Below are 18,202 nucleotides of genomic sequence, written 5' to 3' on the forward strand. Positions count from 1 at the left end.
CTATTTTCTAAGGTACTGACTCAAATTTGATTTAGTTATTACAATTGAATCAGTATGTTTGTAGGCTGCTACTCCTTTGTTCTCCTTTAAACCTACTAATGTTTTAATGCTGTCACATCCGATTTTATATGCCCCCGGAACTATAGTTCCATAAATTACACCCTTTTGTATATAACTTAGAATTTCAGGAGTACTGTCATAACCTATAATTGTAATATCCCCTACTCTATTAAAATCCACTACTAACTGCGCTGCCCCTATTGCATCTTTGGAGCTTGTACAAACTATTGCATCTACATCGGGATGATTGTTTAATATTTCCTGTGTTACATTATTTGCTCCAAGGATTCCATTATCAGATATTTCAACTGTTTCTACTTTAATATCTTTGTAACCTTTTATACTATTGTTAAGACCGTCTAACTTAAGGTTTACTTTACCGCTTACCCCCGAACTCTCGAGTATTATTGCTATTTTGGCTTTTCCATTTAATGCCTCTGCAACTAATTGACCAGCTTTTGACCCGATTTCAAAACCATTTGTTCCAACATATGCCGCTCCTTTACTAGTGGATAAATCGGCATCTAAAGTTATAACAGGTATCTTACTCTCTTGCGCCTTATATACCAACTTCTGGAATTCTGTTGTATTGTAGGCGTGCGTGATTATTCCATCTACTTTTGAATCTATAGCCATGTTTATATATTTTATAGTGTCATTGTAATCGTCTACACCACTGCTATAATTTGTCTCAATAGCTATATTAAAAGAGGTGGCTGTATCTATTAATCCTTTCTCGAGATCTTTTACATAAGGCTCATCTGAATTATGCAGTATTATGAAGAAATGATATTTGGGAACTTTTTGATTGTTAAACAAACTCACTTTTGCATCCACAAGCATTTTATCAACTTGCCTTGAATACGTTATTGATAATGTAATACAAGTTACTATTGTCATGAGCAGTGCACCAATTATAATCTTATATAATTTTTTCATTGTAAACTCCTTAAAACTTTCATTTATCAAGTTAAATTATATCATAAAATATGTTAAAGATAGCAATGTTTTTTTTAATGTTGGCATAATTATATATAATATACTATATGCAAAGACTTTAAATTCTAAACCCTGAAGTTTCTTAAATTACTTTGTAAGTTTGCTTTTATGAACTGCATTTGGTATCATATTATTTGTAATAACATTATAAATAGTTTAAAAAAAAGGTGGATGAAAGAATGATTCCAGAGAATAATCAAGAAAATAATCAAGAGCAAAAACATGTGAGACGTGTTCGATATAAAGGTACTAACCCTATATCTTATAAAGACAAATATAAGGAACTGCAACCAGAGAAATATTCTGATACTGTGGCAAAAGTTATCCAAAAAGGCAGTACACCTGCTGGTATGCATCGTTCAATTTGCGTTAAAGAAATATTGGAATTTTTACAAATTACTCCTGGTCAAATAGGACTCGATGCAACACTAGGTTATGGTGGTCATACTTTAGAGATGCTTAAATGTTTAAATTCAAAGGGTCACTTGTATTCACTTGATGTAGATCCTATTGAATTACCACGCACCCAAGAGCGTTTAGAGAAGTTAGGTTATGGCCCTGAAATTTTAACTATTAAGCATTTGAACTTTTCTCAAATAGATCAAGTTGCCCTGCAATCAGGCCCACTTAATTTCTTAATGGCAGATTTGGGTGTCTCTTCAATGCAAATAGACAATCCTGAAAGAGGATTTTCATTTAAGAATGAGGGACCATTAGACTTACGGCTGAATCCCAATAGAGGTCACTCCGCCGCAGATAGGTTAAAAACTATTTCGTTATATGAATTAGAAGGTATGCTTGTAGAAAACGCAGACGAACCTAATGCTGCAGCAATTGCTCGCTCCATTACTTCCCAAATTAAAAAAGGAATAGACATATCAACCACAACACAACTACAAGAAATCATCAAAGAAACCCTTAAATACATTCCCGGAAGTAATAGTAAAGAGGCGCTAAAAAAAACCTGTCAACGGTGTTTTCAAGCATTACGAATTGATGTCAATAGAGAATTTGAAGTGTTATATGAATTTTTGGAAAAGCTTCCTGATACCCTTGCAAAGGGTGGTCGCGTTGCTATACTTTCATTTCATTCAGGAGAAGATCGCCTTGTTAAAAAATCTTTTAAACGTTTTTTTAGTGAAGGCATATATAGTGAAATAGCAGAAGGTCCTATCAGGCCATCAGCACAAGAATGTAATACTAATGGTCGTGCACGTTCTGCTAAATTGCGTTGGGCTATAAAAGCATGATTTAGTTCCTGTTAATCATATATTACTATCATTTTTCCTGGCTGGATTTCAATATGTTTTTCTTCATATTGAAACCAGATTTTTTTATTTGTCGGGTTTTCTACACGTTTGCCATCAACACTAAATATTAATCGATTATATGCATCAATGTATTCATAAATTTCTATATTTGTTGCATACCAAATATCTTCTCTATTACCTGTATACTTGGCGAAATCTTCAATTACATTCCAATTATTATCAGCCTCAAATTCATAACTGTGCCCCCATAAATAAAACAAATATGGTGTCTGTGTTAACTTATCTTCCACAAACTTTTTTGCAAGGCTTTTTAGCTCAGGCGAATCATGATGACAAGTTGCGGTTAATCGCAGCCAATCAGTAGGAATTCTAAAATCATTTGTTGAAATTACAGTTCTTGCATAAGCTATGCCACAAGATTTAAGAGCCTTAATAACATCTTCACTATTGGTACCAAATGGATAAGCCATTCCACGTATAATTGTGCTAAACTGCGTTTCAAGATTTTCACGATCTTTTATTATTTCATTAACGACCATGTGAGTAGGCAGTTGCTCAAGAAATGGATGAGTTAGCCCATGTACTGCAACCTCATGTCCTGCATTCAAATAAGTTTCTGTAACTTGATTTTTAGTCATCCTGCGATGAATTTGTCCTTCTTGATAAATAGTACCTTCATCTGCATATAGTCCACTATTTAAATTAAATGTCCCTTTTAATCCATGTTCATTCATAATCTTAATAAGCTTTATGTCTTGCTCTACACCATCATCATAACTTAATGTAAGGGCTTTGGGTCTTCCACCTGGAAATCTCAGAAAAATATTTGCCATTATTCTTTCACTCCTATCTAGCTTTTATTTCATATTTGTACTACATTACCTATACTCATTTCAACACAAAGTTACCTTTTCCCTGCAACATTTGAAAATTTAGGTAAAAAAATATAACTTTACAAACTATTGTTTTTATTTTCAATCAGACTTTTATTGTACATTTTTTTTGCTTTAAATGCCCGATTACCATACATTATTGATAATATAAGAAGAATTATAAAAGGCAGAAATCGCAAAACTACAACTGGGGTTTCAAAAATAAAAGCTCTCCAAAAGTCATCTCCATTTTTCTCCCATAATCCAGGCGTTAAGTATCTCAAATTATTGGTTTTTAATATACTAAACATATAAACTAACATACACACACAACTACAAATACACTGATCAATAAATCTTTTGTATCTTGCCAATTTTGATTCTGTATCTGAAAAAATATCAGGCAAACCTATATTTGATAATTTAGGAATAAAATATTGTCCTCCTGATAAAGATAATTCTATTCCTGAAACATGCTCCCAACCTGCATCTTCAAATAAAATTTTATACTCCTCAAATTTCCTTTTACTTTTGAATACACGATAATCAACTCTATAATGCAAATCTACAGAATCTCCTTTAACAAAGGTATAAACTCCAAAAAAACCATACTTTTTAAGCACAAATCCACTTTTAGCCATTTCATTTAAGTATTCTTCCTCTTTATCCATGTCTACGAACATCTTAAATTTTTTCATCATTTTTGCTCCCTTCTATTATTAAAATACATCTTGAGAGATATTTACTAAATGCCTCATTCTAACAGTCTCCAGTTTTAATACCTCTTTCCCCTCATCCGTAAGCACATACACTTTTCTTCGTTTATCTTCACTTTCTACTGATCTTATTAGTTTTTGCTTCAAAAGTTTTTCTATAGCACCATATAATGTACCAGCAGCAACTTTAACTTTATTTTCACTTAACAGTTCTACATTTTGCATAATTGCATATCCGTGAGAGGGCTTCACAAGAGAAAGCATGATGTAAAATGTTGTTTCTGTAAGTGGTAAGAATTTATTAAAATTCATAGAATCCTCCTATTTTTTTATTCCATAGATGTTAGACATTTAAACTTTATAACGTCAAACTGTATAGTTATACTATATAACGTTTAACTGTATATGTCAACAATAAAATACGAAGGCACAAGGCCTTCGTATTTTAAATAATAACTATTATAAATATTTGAATTTTATTGTAATCAATTAGTCATGGTTATCTCGTTTTAATGAACCCAAAAAAATATTCTGGTCTCAATTGGTCTAATAAAATTAATTCCTCTTTAGGTATTCTGGCCACAAAATTTCTTTCACCATCATTAGGCATATCTTTTGCGATAATTTCTAGTTCACCTCGATAATGAGATAAATTGTCATTAACTATTACAACATCGCCCCTATGAAATAATTCTTTATCATGTTCACGATATTGAATTGGTTTGTCCTTATAATCCCCACGTGGTAGACTACTTCGAATCAAATAATCAGATGCATCTCCTCTCCCAAAATGAGGGTAATTATATATAATATTTTTCTCATCAGTTGTAATGTCGCCCGAAAGCTCTAAGTTGAAGGTAGTTTTTGTTTTATCAACTTGGAATATCGCCTTTAGCTCAGCCTCCGTAGCATAAGCATTCCCAATTAAAATATCATCAATTTTATTAGTTGAAAGCAGATGTCTAACTTGTAAATCTATAGGTAATCCTCTGTGCATTTCGCAAGTAGATAATCCTTCATATACTGGCCAAGGGCCAAAGGTATTTTTATTGTTACTGGAAACAAATGCTGCAACGGGAAGACCTAAAGCTTTATATTTTTTTGTGAATTCTATAAACTTATTCCATCCAAGGCCTGTATATTTCTGCGGATAAAAGTTATGACAAACAACCATATTTTGTGTGTTTGCACCTCTTTCAATCATTAAATCCAAAGCAGTATTGGAGCTTCCATTAAACTCAATAGGAATTTCATATTGATTATGGGTAATTGCGATATCATCCATGTCACTGAAATGTCCATCTAGCCGAATAATATCAACCTTCATATCATAAAACACTTTTAAATCATATGGAGTAGCCCCTAGGTGCAAAAACACACTAGGATTTGTATCTACACCAACAATAAATCCAAGTTCATGTGCTTGTACCATAAACTCGGTAAATTTATTAATGATAATCTCTTTTGATTCTTTGACTGACAATAAACATGTAAAAATCCGAGTAAATCCATATTTTGCAGCTAGTTTCATATAATCATAATCTTTTTCTTCTGTCGAATGTTCTGGATAAATAGATATACCCATTCTATGCATTTAAATAACCTGCCTTTCAATTTTATAAATTTATTCAGAAATAGCAAAAGTCGAATATAATATGCTATTTCTGAATTTCTTTTTTTAAAAATAATCTTTTTAAAAGCAATATTTTTTAATACTTTTAATGTTGTCATCTTGAGTAGCAATAGATTTTGCTACCTTACAAATATTGCTCAGTGCATGGGTTAAACCAACATCACCCTTTTTAGGGCAGTTCACGATATACATAAGGTCCTTATATTTACTTAGTACTTCTTCATTTTCAGCAGACATAGATGCAATTGCAGGTACATCAGTTGAATTATTTATGTCCCACGTAACCTCGGCACACATTTGTGCATAGTCCTTAAAATCAAATGCTGGTCCACAAATCACTATATCTGGATGCAGTTTTTGCACCATGTCACATAATTTTTTGCTTACCATCTTTTTATCAGATAAATAGGTTCCATTTCCACAATATAAACAGGCTACAACTTTGGCATCAATCTGTTTTAGATAGGGTTCCATCATGATGCTAGGACCAATAGGCACATTTTTTCCTCCAAGAGGCAACAGCTTATCGTCTTTCGAACCCATCCCAGATTGGATTTGATCATAAATTGTTATTATCTTAATCATAACTTAATTCTCCTTACTTTTAGAATGTTAAATCATCTAAGGATATGTTATCTTCAGTTGAAACATCTTGGGCTTTAGCCTCATCTAGTAGATATTGTTTATCCATAGTTTTAATGAATGGTAAATAGATACCTATTCCAAGAACAATAAGGAATATTTGTAATAATGACCCTTGCCATCCAGAGGATAAGAAACCTGAAATAATTGGTGGTGTAGTCCATGGCATAATAACACCATTACAAATTGGAACCATTCCAATTCTCATAGTAATCCATGAAATAAGTATATTAATCATTGGTACAAGAATAAAAGGAATAGCTATTAAAGGATTTAATACAACTGGCAAACCAAAAATAATTGGCTCATTTATACCAAAAATAGCAGGAACAACTGCTATTTTCCCCAGTTCTTTAATTCGTTTTGATTTACAGAATCCAAACATTGCAACCAATAGGGAAAGTGTTGATCCAGCCCCTCCATACGTAGCGAATAAGTCTTGAAATTGTTGATTTATAATGTGAGGTAATGGTAGTCCTGCTTGCAGCGCTTGTAAATTTTCTGCAGATAATGAATAAAGTATTGGATTAAAAACTGAACCTGTAATATTTGTTCCATGAATACCAAAGAGCCATAATACATGCGCAAAGAAATAAACTCCCGTCATAGCCCCAAGTGAATCTCCAACTTTTTGTAGCGGCAATTGCAAAATCTTATAAACAAAATCAAAAGCATTTCCCCAGGGTGTCAATGAAAAAACAATTCGAATAAAGAAGAATATAATAACTACTCCAGCGATTGGAAATAATGCTGAAAATGACTGTCCAACAGTTGGTGGAACACCCTTTGGCATTTTAATCGTCCAACCTTTATCTTCCACCCATTTGTAAATCCTAACGGATACAAACGCACATATAATTCCTATGAATATGCCTTTTGATCCAACCCAGTCTAAAGGAATGCTAGGTACTTGAAATACTGTTTTAGTTCCTTCGGGTGTAAAAGCCGTTGTAAATGGCATAAGAATAAACCAACTTAAGATGGCAACAGCTGCTCCAAATATCATATTTGTTTTTTCCTTCTTAGCATAATTATAACCAATACCGATTACAATAAATATTGCCATAATTGAAAAAGTTGCGCTTGTTACAGTTGAAAGATAGTCTGAAATTGGTAATCCGCCAATTTTTGTACTTCTTAATAAGTCAATCCAAGCCTGAACTGGAAAATTTGAAATAAGCATAAACATTGAACCAACTACCAAAAGTGGCATACTGATTAAAAAGCCATCACGAATTGATATAAGATATTTGTTCTTGCTTATAGCCGTAGCAATAGGCATGAGTTTTGTTTCTAGCTTATCCATAAAACTTTTTTTCATTTTTACACTCCTCCATTTTTAAGAATAGCGTTAATATGGTAATATAAATTAGAATAGTTTTCTAAACACCCTGTTTTATCAATTTTGATGCTAATTTTAAAATATTTGCTCCATTAATGGTCCCATAATCATTGCCATCGATTAATCCTACTGGAGTATTTAATTTATTATATTTTTCTTTAATTTCCTCATATATAAATCTCACCTGGGGTCCTAGTAAAATGCAGTCTGGATGTTCTTTTTCATAAATATCATCAATACTTGCAATCGAAAACGCTTTCACTTCAACCTGAAGGTTATGCTCATTAGCTAATTTTTGCATATTATCGGATAGTAAACTTGTAGACATTCCCGCACTACAAAACAAGTAAATTTTTTTCATTAATATCACTTCTCCTTTATTTAAAATTTAAATCAAATTTTTGTTCAAGGTTAAATAATCTTTTATAAGTATCAATAAACTCTTTTGCAAGTATCTCAAACATCTCTGCACTCATTAGTTGATCTTCCGCATGCATCACCAATATTAACGAGTTGGTATTTTCTCCGTTCGTGTTGTGTTGTAACAATTTATTGTGAACTTCATGCGCATTCAAAAACTGACTTTTGCTCTCTTTAATTAACTCCTCTGCTTTTTTAAAGTTTCCCTTCTTAGCTTCTCGTATTGCTTCAATACTACAAGATCGTGCTGTCCCAGCAGCTGAAATCATCTGAAAACATAATAATTCTATTCCGTCCATAACAACCTCCTCTTATTCGTACTTTTAAATATACTACCTATATCTTTATTATACATAAATATTTTACTAATAAATCCAATGTATCTTCCTAATGCTAGGAAACTGTTTACATAAATATAAAAAAATCTATGCACAAGCATATTACCCATATTAATGGATGTTATTTGTGCATAGATTTCTTTATTTAATAATATGATTAATAAACTCCTTATAACTTTTTGTTTTCATAAGTGAAGATAGGTTTTTAGAATCACTTACTATATTGCCAAGCCAATCAAAGAAAATTCTAAGTATTTTCTGCTTCCCTTCCTCAATAGATAATAACAAAACTAATTTAACTTGAAACTCTCCCCATTGTATTGGTTTTTTAAGTAGTGCCACTGAAATTTTCGACTTTTTACTCATCGCTATATTAGGATGAGCGATTGCAAAAGAATAGATAAATGATGTAGGAAAAAGTTCTTCCCGTTTTAATACTGCATCTTTGAAATTTTCCCCTACCAACCCAGCATTAAATAGTTCATCACTCATAAAGGTCAGTACTTCTTTAGGGGTATCTAAATCAAGATCAAAATAAAAGAAGCGAGGCTCCATCATGTTCTTAAATTCAGAAAGAAATTTCACTTTATATTTATTACTGTCAAGTGAATTTAAAGCTTTGAAGATTTTAATTTCATCCTCTAAGCTCATAAAAATAGAAATCTGTACTGTTAAAATATTAAGATTATGTTCTAATGGAAAAGTAGTCAAAATTAAGTCTGGGTTTGCCTTAAGTACCTCCTTCTCTTCAAAGTAATTAACTGATTTTAAAATTTCTATACGTTCATGGAATAAACTCTCTATTCTTTTTATACATATACTCGATAAAGCTTGATTATTTGGATTCATCATGATTACTTTATATTTATTTTTAGAATTCATTCTTTCAAGAGCGCCACCTAAATGTTGTTCAATAAAACTTATGTCATTTTCATCGATGGTTATTTTTAATTTGTCCTCAATTAATTTTCCTACTCTAATAGCCATTTCAAAAAAGAATGGATATTTATGCTTTAATTCATCCAAATAGAAATTAGGAATATGAATATTCTTCTTTTTTCGTTCAAGAAGTTGCTGAATATGAACAGATAATCCTTTTCTTAAATCTTCGTCGCTTCTAAGATCAACATCAAACTGAACAAACATGTCTTCTAGTATGTTACTTACCAATTGATTAACCCCATAATCAGAATTTAATAAAAGGTCAAAATTAGTATCAGATTGTGTTTTCTCAATCAATATTAAAGCTAAAATTATGTTTTCATCCCTTTTAAGTTTAATGTTAAATTTTTCTGATATATTTCGAAAAAATTCTTGCGCAATAAAAAGTTCCGTACTACCAGCGAATTTTTCATTTATAAAATCTGGCTTTATCTCTATATAATTACGGCAAAGCATACGTTCGATTGCCACACCAATATAAGTCATTATTACTGGTAACTCCATGTCTCTCACTGTGTAATTATACTTTTTAAATATATTCTCCAATAATTCTTTTACTGTAAGCAAATCAAAATTTGGAAATAGAGCAGCTAAAGAATCCAAATTTAAATAGTTGCTCTTTATTTTTTTTATAAGTAAATCCACATAAAAATCTCTTTTATTTTCCTCATTACCATCTAAAGATATATAATTCTTATGTCTTACAAGTTTAAGTGTAGGATAAGGTTTTAAGATTTTTTTTACTTCTTTTAAATCATTTTCCATGGAAGAATTACTAACAAATATGCTGTCCATAACACACTCTAGGTTGAGTTCATTTTTTTTAAACAATAATTCATGAATAATATAAAAGCATCTTTGAAAAGATGTTTGCGGAATTATATTTTCTGAATGAATGTTTAAATTTGATGATACTTCATCATTTAAATGATATCCATTTTTAACATTTGATTCAATAAGTATGCCATCGTAGTATAAATTTATGTATGAAATATCAGATCTTATGGTGCGATCAGAAACATTCAAAAATTCAGAAAGTTCTTTGCCTATCATCCATTTTTTATTATTCTTAAGTAATATTATAATTCTTTCTTGGCGTTCATTCAGCAATTTTATCACTTCTGTATCCCCCCAATATTTATATATTTTGGTATGATTTTGAGATCAATCATTATTTGTTAATGTTACATTAGATGATTCATATTAGTTACTATTATACTTTAAAATTTGTGTAATAAGTAAAATTTTAGTATAATACTAATCAAAAAAAAGCAATCTCCTTACCTCAAATAGCTTTAAGATATAGAGATTGCTTTATTAATTTTATATTTCTAAATTTATAAATATTACTTATTAAGCTCCAATTCCTTTTGCACTTAATTTCTCAAGCATATCAGTAGTCATTTTTGCTAAATCATATTCAGCTTTAAAGCCCCATTCATTTTTAGCACAAGTCGAATCCATTGAATTTGGCCATGAATTAGCAATGTTTTGTCTTACTGGATCTACTTTATAACTCAATTCAAATTTTGGCATATGTTTTTTTATTTCACTAGCAACTTCTTCAGGTGAAAAACTCATAGCTGCAATATTAAATGCATTTCTATGTTTTAATTTTGATTCATCAGCTTCTAATAAATTAATAATTGCATTTATTGCATCTGGCATATACATCATATCCATTTTTGTTCCTTTATCAATAAATGAAGTGTATTTACCTGTCTTTAATGCTTCATAATATATATCAACCGCATAATCAGTGGTTCCACCACCTGGAAGAACTTTGTAAGAAATTAATCCTGGGAAACGTACTCCTCTTGTATCAACCCCAAACTTAGTATGGTAATAATTACATAATAGTTCTCCAGATACTTTATTAACACCATACATAGTTGTTGGTCTTTGAATTGTATCTTGAGGTGTATTATCTTTGGGAGTAGATGGACCAAATGAGCCTATAGAACTTGGTGTGAAGAATTTACATTTAAGTTCTCTAGCAACTTCTAAAGCATTAACAAGTCCACCCATATTTATATTCCAAGCGAGCAATGGTTTTGCTTCAGCTGTTGCCGATAATAAAGCTGCTAAATGAACAAGTGTATCTATCTCATGCTTTTTTGCAATTCTAAGCATGCTTTGGTAATCTGTTACATCAAGTGTTTCAAAAGGACCTGAAGTTACTACTGAGTTATTATCTGGTTTTCTTAGATCTGTTGCTATTACATTATCCCTACCATAAAGTTCTCTCATCCTCATTACTAGTTCTGATCCTATTTGACCTAATGCTCCTGTTACCAATATTTTTTTCATTTCATTTTCTCCCCTTTTCTATATTTATTTTATTAGGCCCATTCTTCTTCCAACCTTTGCATATGCAGCAATTGCATCATCCAACATCTCTTTTGTATGTGCTGCAGTAGGCATATTTCTTACTCTTGCCGTTCCTAAAGGTACTGTAGGGAATACTATTGATTTTGCATAAACTCCTTCTTTAAATAACTCAGAACTAAATTTTTGAGCAACATCTGCTTCGCCAATAATACAAGGGGTTATTGGCGTTTCACTATGTCCAATATTATAGCCTAATTCTTTAAGGCCTTTCTTTAAATACCTTCCATTTTCCCATAATCTATCAACTAACTCCGTGCTTTCAGTTAAAATATTTATTGCTTCTATAACTGAAGCTGCGGCTCCTGGTGTCATTGATGTAGAAAATAAGAATGGCCTTGCTCTAACTTTCAACCAATCAATTAAGTCCTTAGTACCAGCAACATACCCTCCAATAACTCCTATTGCTTTTGAAAGAGTCCCTATTTGAAAATCTATTTTTCCTACTAAATTGTGATGTGTTACAGAACCACTTCCATGAGTACCCAAAACACCTGAAGCATGAGCGTCATCAACATATGTTAAAAGATCATATTCTTCTGCTATTTTAACAATTTCCGGTAGCTTGGCAATATCCCCATCCATTGAAAATACTCCGTCTGTTATAATCATAATTTTTTCATATAATCCTGAATCTTTTGCTTGCTTGGCTTTAGTTCTTAAATCTAACATATCAGAATGTTCAAATCTAATTGTTTTAGCTCCTGATAATCTACAGCCATCTATAATTGAAGCATGATTTAGGGAATCTGAGAGAATTGCATCCTTTTTATTCATCACTGCAGATATAGCACCCATATTACAATTAAATCCGGATTGGAATGTAATAACTGCCTCTGTATGTTTAAATATTGCAAGTTTAGCTTCTAATTTTTCATGAATATCTAAGGTTCCGTTAATAGTCCTTACTGCTCCTGCGCCCACTCCATATTTGTCTGTTGCAATTTTGCAAGCATCTTTCATGGCAGGGTTTGTAGCAAGTCCCAAATAGTTGTTTGAAGATAAATTAATAACATCTTTGCTGTTAACATTGATAATCGCACCATTTGACCCTTTAACAACGTTAATTTCATTATATAAACCTTTACTTCTTAACTCCTGTAAATTTTCTGTAAGAAAATCGTGTAATGCTTTACTTCCCATAATGAAAACCTCCATTTAATTAATTTATTTCAGTTCTTATAATTTATTTATAATCCCCAAAGCTATTTAAATTATTGAGAATTATAGAAATATGTATTACATAGTATGAAACGTATAATATATTATACATCCGTTTAATTTATTGTACCATACGTATAATATATTATACAACGGGTTTTGAAAATAAATGTAATAGTTTACACCGCGATTTGATTAATCTTTTAACCAATATATTAAGTCTTATTACAAAATACTTATAGGAATTTATATGATTTAAGGCCTGTCATATTGTTGAGGATTTCATAGAACTATGATATAATAAAATCTAATATGGAATATATTACATAATTAAAAGGAGCAAACTTTGGATAATATTAATTTAATTATAGGGAATAATCTTAATACATATCGTAAAAGCAAAGGTTATAGTCTTGATAAAGTATCTGAAATGACTGGCGTTAGCAAAGGTATGCTTGCTCAAATTGAAAAGGGCGAGACTAACCCTTCCATCTCTACTCTGTGGAAAATTGCAAATGGCCTTCATATTTCTTCAACTTTCTTACTAGAAGCTGAACCTGATGATTTAGTCATAATTAAGAAGAACGAATTCACACCTATTACTGAAGGTAATGATAAATTAAGTGTTTTCCCAACTTTCGCCTTCGATTTCAATAAAAAATTTGAAGTATTAGTTGTAGATCTTGAAGTTGGATGCGTACATTGTTCTGAACCTCATGAAAATGGTGCTGAAGAATATATATATGTGAGCAAAGGTGACTTTGAACTAACAATCCAAGGTAATAGTTATAATCTAAACGAAGGGGATTCTATAAAATTTCTTGCGGATAAATCTCATGAATACAGAAATAATTCCAAAGAATTATGCCGTCTGCACATTATTATTTACTATAATAATGCTCGATGATTGCTATAGTTAACATTAACTATTTAACACAAAAATATAAATAAGAGCTAGATAAGAAGATTTATCCTAGCTCTTATTATATTTCTTCTATGATGTTAGTTATAAATTTTTCCCCTCATTAACTTAATGTACTTTAGCTTGAGTACTTTGAACTACTTTTTTATTTTTAGTCGCAACTGTCCAAATAATCATAATAGCTAATATTCCAACTAGTACAGCGGTTAAACCCACTCCTCCAACAAATTCTTGCACTTTAGCTATGAATAGTCCTGAAAGTGAAAAGTCTGTGTCAGAGAATGTTGTATTTGCTACTCCAACCTTACCTAAAACAGGTAATAAAGCAACTGGTAAAAATGATATTATGATACCATTTACAAAGGACCCTAGAATTGCACCTCTTCTACCACCAGTCGAATTACCAAATACAGCAGAAGTTGCCCCTAAGAAAAAGTGTGGTACAACTCCAGGTATTATTATTACAAGTCCCAATGCTCCAAGCGCAAACATTGAAATTAATCCACCAATGAAAGAACTTATAAATCCAATTAATACTGCGTTTGGTGCGTATGCAAATACAATTGGGCAATCTAACGCCGGTCTTGAATTTGGCACTAATTTATCTGAAATCCCCTTAAATGCTGGTACTATTTCGGCAAGAACTAATCTAACACCATTTTGTATTAATATAAATCCTGCTGAGAAAGTTAATGCTTGTATTAAAGAATTAACATTGTTAATGAGATAGATACAGTTGAATCTCTTAAGAAACTTAATGATTTTGGAACATTCATTTCTTCTGTAGATTTTGACCCCTTACCTACAAGTTTACCTATATATCCTGCAAGTGCATATGAAGCTCCTCCAGAATGTCCTAATGCTATACTATCATTCCCTGTAATTTTCTTCATAAAAGGTTGTTGTATAGCTGGTGATATTACCATTATAAGACCTAGTGCTAATGATCCTGTGAATATTAAATGTATTCCTGTCATTCCAGCTGAAACTAGTATAACTGACATCATACACGATAAAAATAATGTAATATGTCCTGTTAAAAATATATATTTCCACTTTGTAAATCTTGCTATAAATATATTTGCTATCATCCCAAATGTCATAATTAAAGCTGTCGGTGTACCATATTCTTTTAGAGCCATAGCACTTATTGCTTCATTATTTGGTATAACTCCTGAAATACTAAATCCTTGTTGAAACATAACACCAAATGGATTTAAAGACCCAACAATAATTCCTGCTGCTGACTGTATAACTACAAAACCTACCATAGCCTTTAATGTCGATTTGATGATTGTGTCTCCACTTTTCTTTTGAAGTAATAGTCCTACAAGAACAATAACACCAATTATTATCGCTGGTTCTGATAAAAAATCAACCAATACTTTTAAAACTCCATTCATTTTTATACCTCCTCAAATATATTTAATTTTAATGATTTTCATAACTTTTCTTCATAGTTTATAAATTTATTTTTTCTATGATCTTTTCTTTTAGTTCATCCTTATCCAATAATGAATTTAATACTATAAGATTTGGCAAATGACTTGCACTATCTGCAAGATCTAGCGCTGTAACAAAAATATCTGCATCACCACTTGTAACGTCTGCGAGTGATGTATGACTTGCTTCATATTTATCTGTAACTCCTAATTCTTTTAAAATTTCCGTAACATTCATTTCTACCAAGAAACTTGTACCTAATCCTGATCCACATACTGCCATAATTTTTTTCATTTTATAATACCTCCATAATTTCTTTTTTATTTTTTGAATTTTTAATAATGTTTAATTTATCTTTATTCATACATACCTGTGCAATTCTTCTTAGTAAACCTATGTGAGCCTCACTATCCTTTGCTGATAATGTAAAAAATACATTTATTGATTTTCCGTCAAAATCTACTGGTTTATTAAGCTTTAATACACAAAGTCCCTCTTTTAAAGCTCCATCTTCTGGTCTAGCATGAGGCATACATACCCCTTCTGCAATGCAAAAGTATGACCCAAACTCCTTAATTTTGGCTTTTATTGCATCATAATATCTACTTTCTACAACTCCATTTTTCTCCAAGATATCACATGACATCTTTATTGCCTCTTCATAATTATCTACTTTATCAATAATCTCTATGAACATATTTAAACAACTCCCAACCACTACTTAATATTTTCTATATCCTCATAACAACTAGCTTCCTTTAGCTTTTTTATATTGCCTTCCTTAGTTATGATATTTATTAAATTTACTAAATTCATATTCTCATTTTTATTTGCTAAAACAATTATTACTTTTACTAATGTCTCTTTCTGGCTTCCAAATTTAATTGGTTTTTTTAATACTAGAAGACTTACTGAATTTTCTATAACTAAAGTAGGTTCTGCGTGAACAAAAGCTATTTCAGGTATAAATACCATATAGTTACCTAAGGTTTCTATAACTTTAATTATTTCATTAACATATTGCCTTTTAATTTTTTTGTTTTCTATTAACGGCTCTGCAGCTATACTTATAGCTTCTTGCCAATCATTTAGTTCTACACCTATTTGTGAATATTTTTGGGGTAGTATTTTACTTAAACCACTTTGGCTTTTATTTTGAACTTTTTCCACAAGAAATTTGCAATTTTTTTCATATCTTCTATTAAATATTTCTTTATTAATTTTTTCAATATCAGCTAATTCTAAAAGTGGATTAGCTTGAATTACTTTGTAATTATCTAAGACAAGAGGTACTGTACTGATTAAAAAATCAACCTCATACTGTTTTAAACTGCTTTCTACATCTCTTAATCTGCATATACCTAGAATTTGAATTTCTGGAATCATAGCAGTTAATCTTGTCTTTAAAAGGCTTGATGTAGCAAGTCCACCATTACATATAATTAACACTTTATATGTAAACTTATCTTTTACATTTCTTTCAAACAGTGCATCAAAATACATTGCTATATAGGCAATTTCTGATTCTGGAAACTTAACTTTTAAAACACTTTCGTACTCTGAAAGTATTTTTTCAGTAATACTATAAATGAAAGACATTTTATACTTTATTTCTTCAAGCATTGGATTATCAATTGTAAGATTATTTTTCAATCTAAAAATTGCCACTTTTAAATGAATTGACATTTGATCTTTAAAATCTACATCTTCTATGGGATTAATATTAATAACTTCATACATGTCCTTAATAATATTAGTTGTTAATTTATCAACCTCAGAATTTGTAGTTATAAAATTACCTAATGTACTTTTAGCTCCACTAAATAATTTTAATAGATAACATATTTCACTTTCTGTAATCTTATAATTTAAGTTGTTAATACACTCATTTAATATTGTATAATTTTTATTGGCTTTCTGCTGATTAATATAATCACTGCTATATTCAACAGTATTTCCAATGCTAATTCTACAAAGTGAGAACTTTATCAAAACTTCTAGTTCGTCTAAACCTTCTTCTGAATACTTAACACTAGCCAAAATTTCAATACTTTCTGTAAAGCTTTTAATTTCATTTATATCTACCTTAAGGCATTCCATTAAATATTTGTTTATATCAAACTGAATATACTTAGTAGACTTTTTATATAACTGTAATAAATAGCTTCTGATTTCATCTTCATTTCCATCTAGAGATATTCCATAATAGGATTTCTTTTTAATTTTTATATCATACTTTTCTAATAATATTTGTGCTGACTTTAAATCTTGGATTATTGTATTTTTAGATACTTGTAATTTCTCTGCTATTTCTTCAAATGTTGTTTTTTCTTTTGTCATAATGATAATCAAAACAAATAATACTCTTTCCTCAGCTGAATAGATTTTATTCTCATACATATTCAAAAATTTTTCAATTTCCCCTTCTTCAAAATTAAGCTTTACTCCAACTCTTGGTTTTCTTTCTAAACAAACATTATATTCCTTTAATACATATTCAATAGAATCTAAATCACTTCTTATGGTTCTTTCACTTATATCAAACATCTTTGAAATATTTTTTATTGTTATATGAGCATTTTTGTTTGATAAAAAGCTTATAATATCTATTTGTCTATTATTAAGTGTAACCAATTCAATAACCTCCTCAGCCACCTTATGTATTTATTGTATACGCTTTCTGAGTTTCATTCCATACCAATTCACTTCATTTAATGTGGCAATTTTAATGCTATTCCTCTTATTTTACTTTTATTTCAATTATATCTTATATTCAGTTTATGGTCATAAAAATAAGAAGGCACAAGACCAATGTCATTAAGTTAAGAAATTAAACCAATAGTTTTAAAACAGAGTATGTTTAAAAATGCATACCCTGTTTTTTTTATATAATTTTTTAAATAAATTCCAGAAAACTTTCAAAAAAGTGCTTGACAAATAGTAAAAAAAATGTGGCGAAGCCCCTTAATTACAAGAATTTTTAAGGAGGCTCACTCATGAATGAATATGCAGATTTAATAAAGGGAAAATTGGACACTGTGTTAGCTGAAATG

The 18,202-nt window shown here is 30.5% G+C and carries 17 protein-coding genes and 1 pseudogene; 2 read left to right on the forward strand and 16 right to left on the reverse strand.

Going from position 1 to position 18,202, the window contains the following annotated elements; genetic code table 11:
- Complete coding sequence (locus tag KPL55_RS07085; RefSeq protein ID WP_216306008.1) at positions 1-999, reverse strand: ABC transporter substrate binding protein; 999 nt, start codon at positions 997-999, stop codon at positions 1-3.
- 239 nt (positions 1,000-1,238) lie between these two features.
- Here KPL55_RS07085 and rsmH point away from each other — a divergent pair, with 239 nt between their 5' ends.
- Positions 1,239-2,309 carry a 16S rRNA (cytosine(1402)-N(4))-methyltransferase RsmH gene (gene rsmH, locus KPL55_RS07090; RefSeq protein WP_216306009.1) on the forward strand — a complete coding sequence of 357 codons (1,071 nt, stop codon included), beginning with the start codon at positions 1,239-1,241 and terminating at the stop codon, positions 2,307-2,309.
- An 11-nt stretch (positions 2,310-2,320) separates the two neighbouring features.
- Here rsmH and KPL55_RS07095 read toward each other — a convergent pair whose 3' ends face one another.
- The 11 genes from KPL55_RS07095 to KPL55_RS07145 all read right to left on the reverse strand — a co-directional run bounded on the left by KPL55_RS07095 (position 2,321) and on the right by KPL55_RS07145 (position 12,766).
- The gene (locus tag KPL55_RS07095; RefSeq protein ID WP_216306010.1) at positions 2,321-3,163 is read right to left on the reverse strand and encodes a polysaccharide deacetylase family protein; all 843 of its coding nucleotides are present in this window, start codon (positions 3,161-3,163) and stop codon (positions 2,321-2,323) included.
- A 119-nt stretch (positions 3,164-3,282) separates the two neighbouring features.
- On the reverse strand, positions 3,283-3,903 hold the full coding sequence (locus KPL55_RS07100) for a DUF2812 domain-containing protein (protein ID WP_216306011.1): 621 nt from the start codon (positions 3,901-3,903) through the stop codon (positions 3,283-3,285).
- An 18-nt stretch (positions 3,904-3,921) separates the two neighbouring features.
- Entirely contained in the window at positions 3,922-4,230 is a 309-nt protein-coding gene (locus KPL55_RS07105) for a PadR family transcriptional regulator (RefSeq protein ID WP_216306012.1), read from the reverse strand.
- A gap of 187 nt (positions 4,231-4,417) precedes the next feature.
- Positions 4,418-5,512, reverse strand: a complete 1,095-nt coding sequence (locus tag KPL55_RS07110; RefSeq protein WP_216306013.1) for a DUF871 domain-containing protein — start codon at positions 5,510-5,512, stop codon at positions 4,418-4,420.
- A gap of 99 nt (positions 5,513-5,611) precedes the next feature.
- Positions 5,612-6,136 carry a GrdB-related putative oxidoreductase gene (locus KPL55_RS07115; protein ID WP_246599335.1) on the reverse strand — a complete coding sequence of 175 codons (525 nt, stop codon included), beginning with the start codon at positions 6,134-6,136 and terminating at the stop codon, positions 5,612-5,614.
- Between the two features lie 19 nt (positions 6,137-6,155).
- Positions 6,156-7,514, reverse strand: a complete 1,359-nt coding sequence (locus KPL55_RS07120) for a PTS sugar transporter subunit IIC (RefSeq protein ID WP_246599336.1) — start codon at positions 7,512-7,514, stop codon at positions 6,156-6,158.
- Between the two features lie 61 nt (positions 7,515-7,575).
- On the reverse strand, positions 7,576-7,896 hold the full coding sequence (locus KPL55_RS07125) for a PTS sugar transporter subunit IIB (protein ID WP_216306014.1): 321 nt from the start codon (positions 7,894-7,896) through the stop codon (positions 7,576-7,578).
- 16 nt (positions 7,897-7,912) lie between these two features.
- Entirely contained in the window at positions 7,913-8,254 is a 342-nt protein-coding gene (locus KPL55_RS07130) for a PTS sugar transporter subunit IIA (RefSeq protein WP_216306015.1), read from the reverse strand.
- Between the two features lie 180 nt (positions 8,255-8,434).
- Entirely contained in the window at positions 8,435-10,354 is a 1,920-nt protein-coding gene (locus tag KPL55_RS07135) for a BglG family transcription antiterminator (RefSeq protein ID WP_216306016.1), read from the reverse strand.
- Positions 10,355-10,588: 234 nt separating this feature from the next.
- A complete protein-coding gene (locus KPL55_RS07140) occupies positions 10,589-11,545 on the reverse strand; it encodes an L-threonine 3-dehydrogenase (protein ID WP_216306017.1) in 957 nt (318 codons plus the stop codon).
- Positions 11,546-11,569: 24 nt separating this feature from the next.
- Positions 11,570-12,766: a glycine C-acetyltransferase gene (locus KPL55_RS07145; protein WP_216306018.1), complete on the reverse strand. Its 1,197-nt coding sequence runs from the start codon at positions 12,764-12,766 to the stop codon at positions 11,570-11,572.
- A gap of 364 nt (positions 12,767-13,130) precedes the next feature.
- Here KPL55_RS07145 and KPL55_RS07150 point away from each other — a divergent pair, with 364 nt between their 5' ends.
- A complete protein-coding gene (locus KPL55_RS07150; RefSeq protein ID WP_216306019.1) occupies positions 13,131-13,691 on the forward strand; it encodes a helix-turn-helix domain-containing protein in 561 nt (186 codons plus the stop codon).
- Between the two features lie 123 nt (positions 13,692-13,814).
- On the opposite strand, the pseudogene KPL55_RS07155 reads toward KPL55_RS07150, so the two are convergent.
- The 4 genes and pseudogenes from KPL55_RS07155 to KPL55_RS07170 all read right to left on the reverse strand — a co-directional run bounded on the left by KPL55_RS07155 (position 13,815) and on the right by KPL55_RS07170 (position 17,783).
- Positions 13,815-15,109, reverse strand: a pseudogene (locus KPL55_RS07155) (PTS ascorbate transporter subunit IIC).
- A gap of 58 nt (positions 15,110-15,167) precedes the next feature.
- On the reverse strand, positions 15,168-15,443 hold the full coding sequence (locus KPL55_RS07160) for a PTS sugar transporter subunit IIB (RefSeq protein ID WP_216306020.1): 276 nt from the start codon (positions 15,441-15,443) through the stop codon (positions 15,168-15,170).
- Position 15,444: 1 nt separating this feature from the next.
- Positions 15,445-15,846 (reverse strand): PTS sugar transporter subunit IIA, encoded by a 402-nt coding sequence (locus KPL55_RS07165; protein ID WP_216306021.1) that lies wholly within the window; start codon positions 15,844-15,846, stop codon positions 15,445-15,447.
- 20 nt (positions 15,847-15,866) lie between these two features.
- Positions 15,867-17,783: a BglG family transcription antiterminator gene (locus KPL55_RS07170; RefSeq protein WP_216306022.1), complete on the reverse strand. Its 1,917-nt coding sequence runs from the start codon at positions 17,781-17,783 to the stop codon at positions 15,867-15,869.
- Between the last annotated feature and the right edge of the window lie 419 nt (positions 17,784-18,202).

The organism is Clostridium lacusfryxellense (assembly GCF_018861735.1).
Taxonomy (GTDB): domain Bacteria; phylum Bacillota; class Clostridia; order Clostridiales; family Clostridiaceae; genus Clostridium_AD; species Clostridium_AD lacusfryxellense.

Excerpts from the sequence above, each read along its gene's own strand:
- KPL55_RS07105 (WP_216306012.1), bottom strand. The coding sequence starts at position 4,230 with ATGAATTTTAATAAATTCTTACCACTTACAGAAACAACATTTTACATC.
- KPL55_RS07110 (WP_216306013.1), bottom strand. The coding sequence starts at position 5,512 with ATGCATAGAATGGGTATATCTATTTATCCAGAACATTCGACAGAAGAA.
- KPL55_RS07120 (WP_246599336.1), bottom strand. The coding sequence starts at position 7,514 with ATGAAAAAAAGTTTTATGGATAAGCTAGAAACAAAACTCATGCCTATT.
- KPL55_RS07115 (WP_246599335.1), bottom strand. The coding sequence starts at position 6,136 with ATGATTAAGATAATAACAATTTATGATCAAATCCAATCTGGGATGGGT.
- rsmH (WP_216306009.1), top strand. The coding sequence starts at position 1,239 with ATGATTCCAGAGAATAATCAAGAAAATAATCAAGAGCAAAAACATGTG.
- KPL55_RS07130 (WP_216306015.1), bottom strand. The coding sequence starts at position 8,254 with ATGGACGGAATAGAATTATTATGTTTTCAGATGATTTCAGCTGCTGGG.
- KPL55_RS07140 (WP_216306017.1), bottom strand. The coding sequence starts at position 11,545 with ATGAAAAAAATATTGGTAACAGGAGCATTAGGTCAAATAGGATCAGAA.
- KPL55_RS07100 (WP_216306011.1), bottom strand. The coding sequence starts at position 3,903 with ATGATGAAAAAATTTAAGATGTTCGTAGACATGGATAAAGAGGAAGAA.
- KPL55_RS07160 (WP_216306020.1), bottom strand. The coding sequence starts at position 15,443 with ATGAAAAAAATTATGGCAGTATGTGGATCAGGATTAGGTACAAGTTTC.
- KPL55_RS07165 (WP_216306021.1), bottom strand. The coding sequence starts at position 15,846 with ATGTTCATAGAGATTATTGATAAAGTAGATAATTATGAAGAGGCAATA.
- KPL55_RS07125 (WP_216306014.1), bottom strand. The coding sequence starts at position 7,896 with ATGAAAAAAATTTACTTGTTTTGTAGTGCGGGAATGTCTACAAGTTTA.
- KPL55_RS07085 (WP_216306008.1), bottom strand. The coding sequence starts at position 999 with ATGAAAAAATTATATAAGATTATAATTGGTGCACTGCTCATGACAATA.
- KPL55_RS07145 (WP_216306018.1), bottom strand. The coding sequence starts at position 12,766 with ATGGGAAGTAAAGCATTACACGATTTTCTTACAGAAAATTTACAGGAG.
- KPL55_RS07095 (WP_216306010.1), bottom strand. The coding sequence starts at position 3,163 with ATGGCAAATATTTTTCTGAGATTTCCAGGTGGAAGACCCAAAGCCCTT.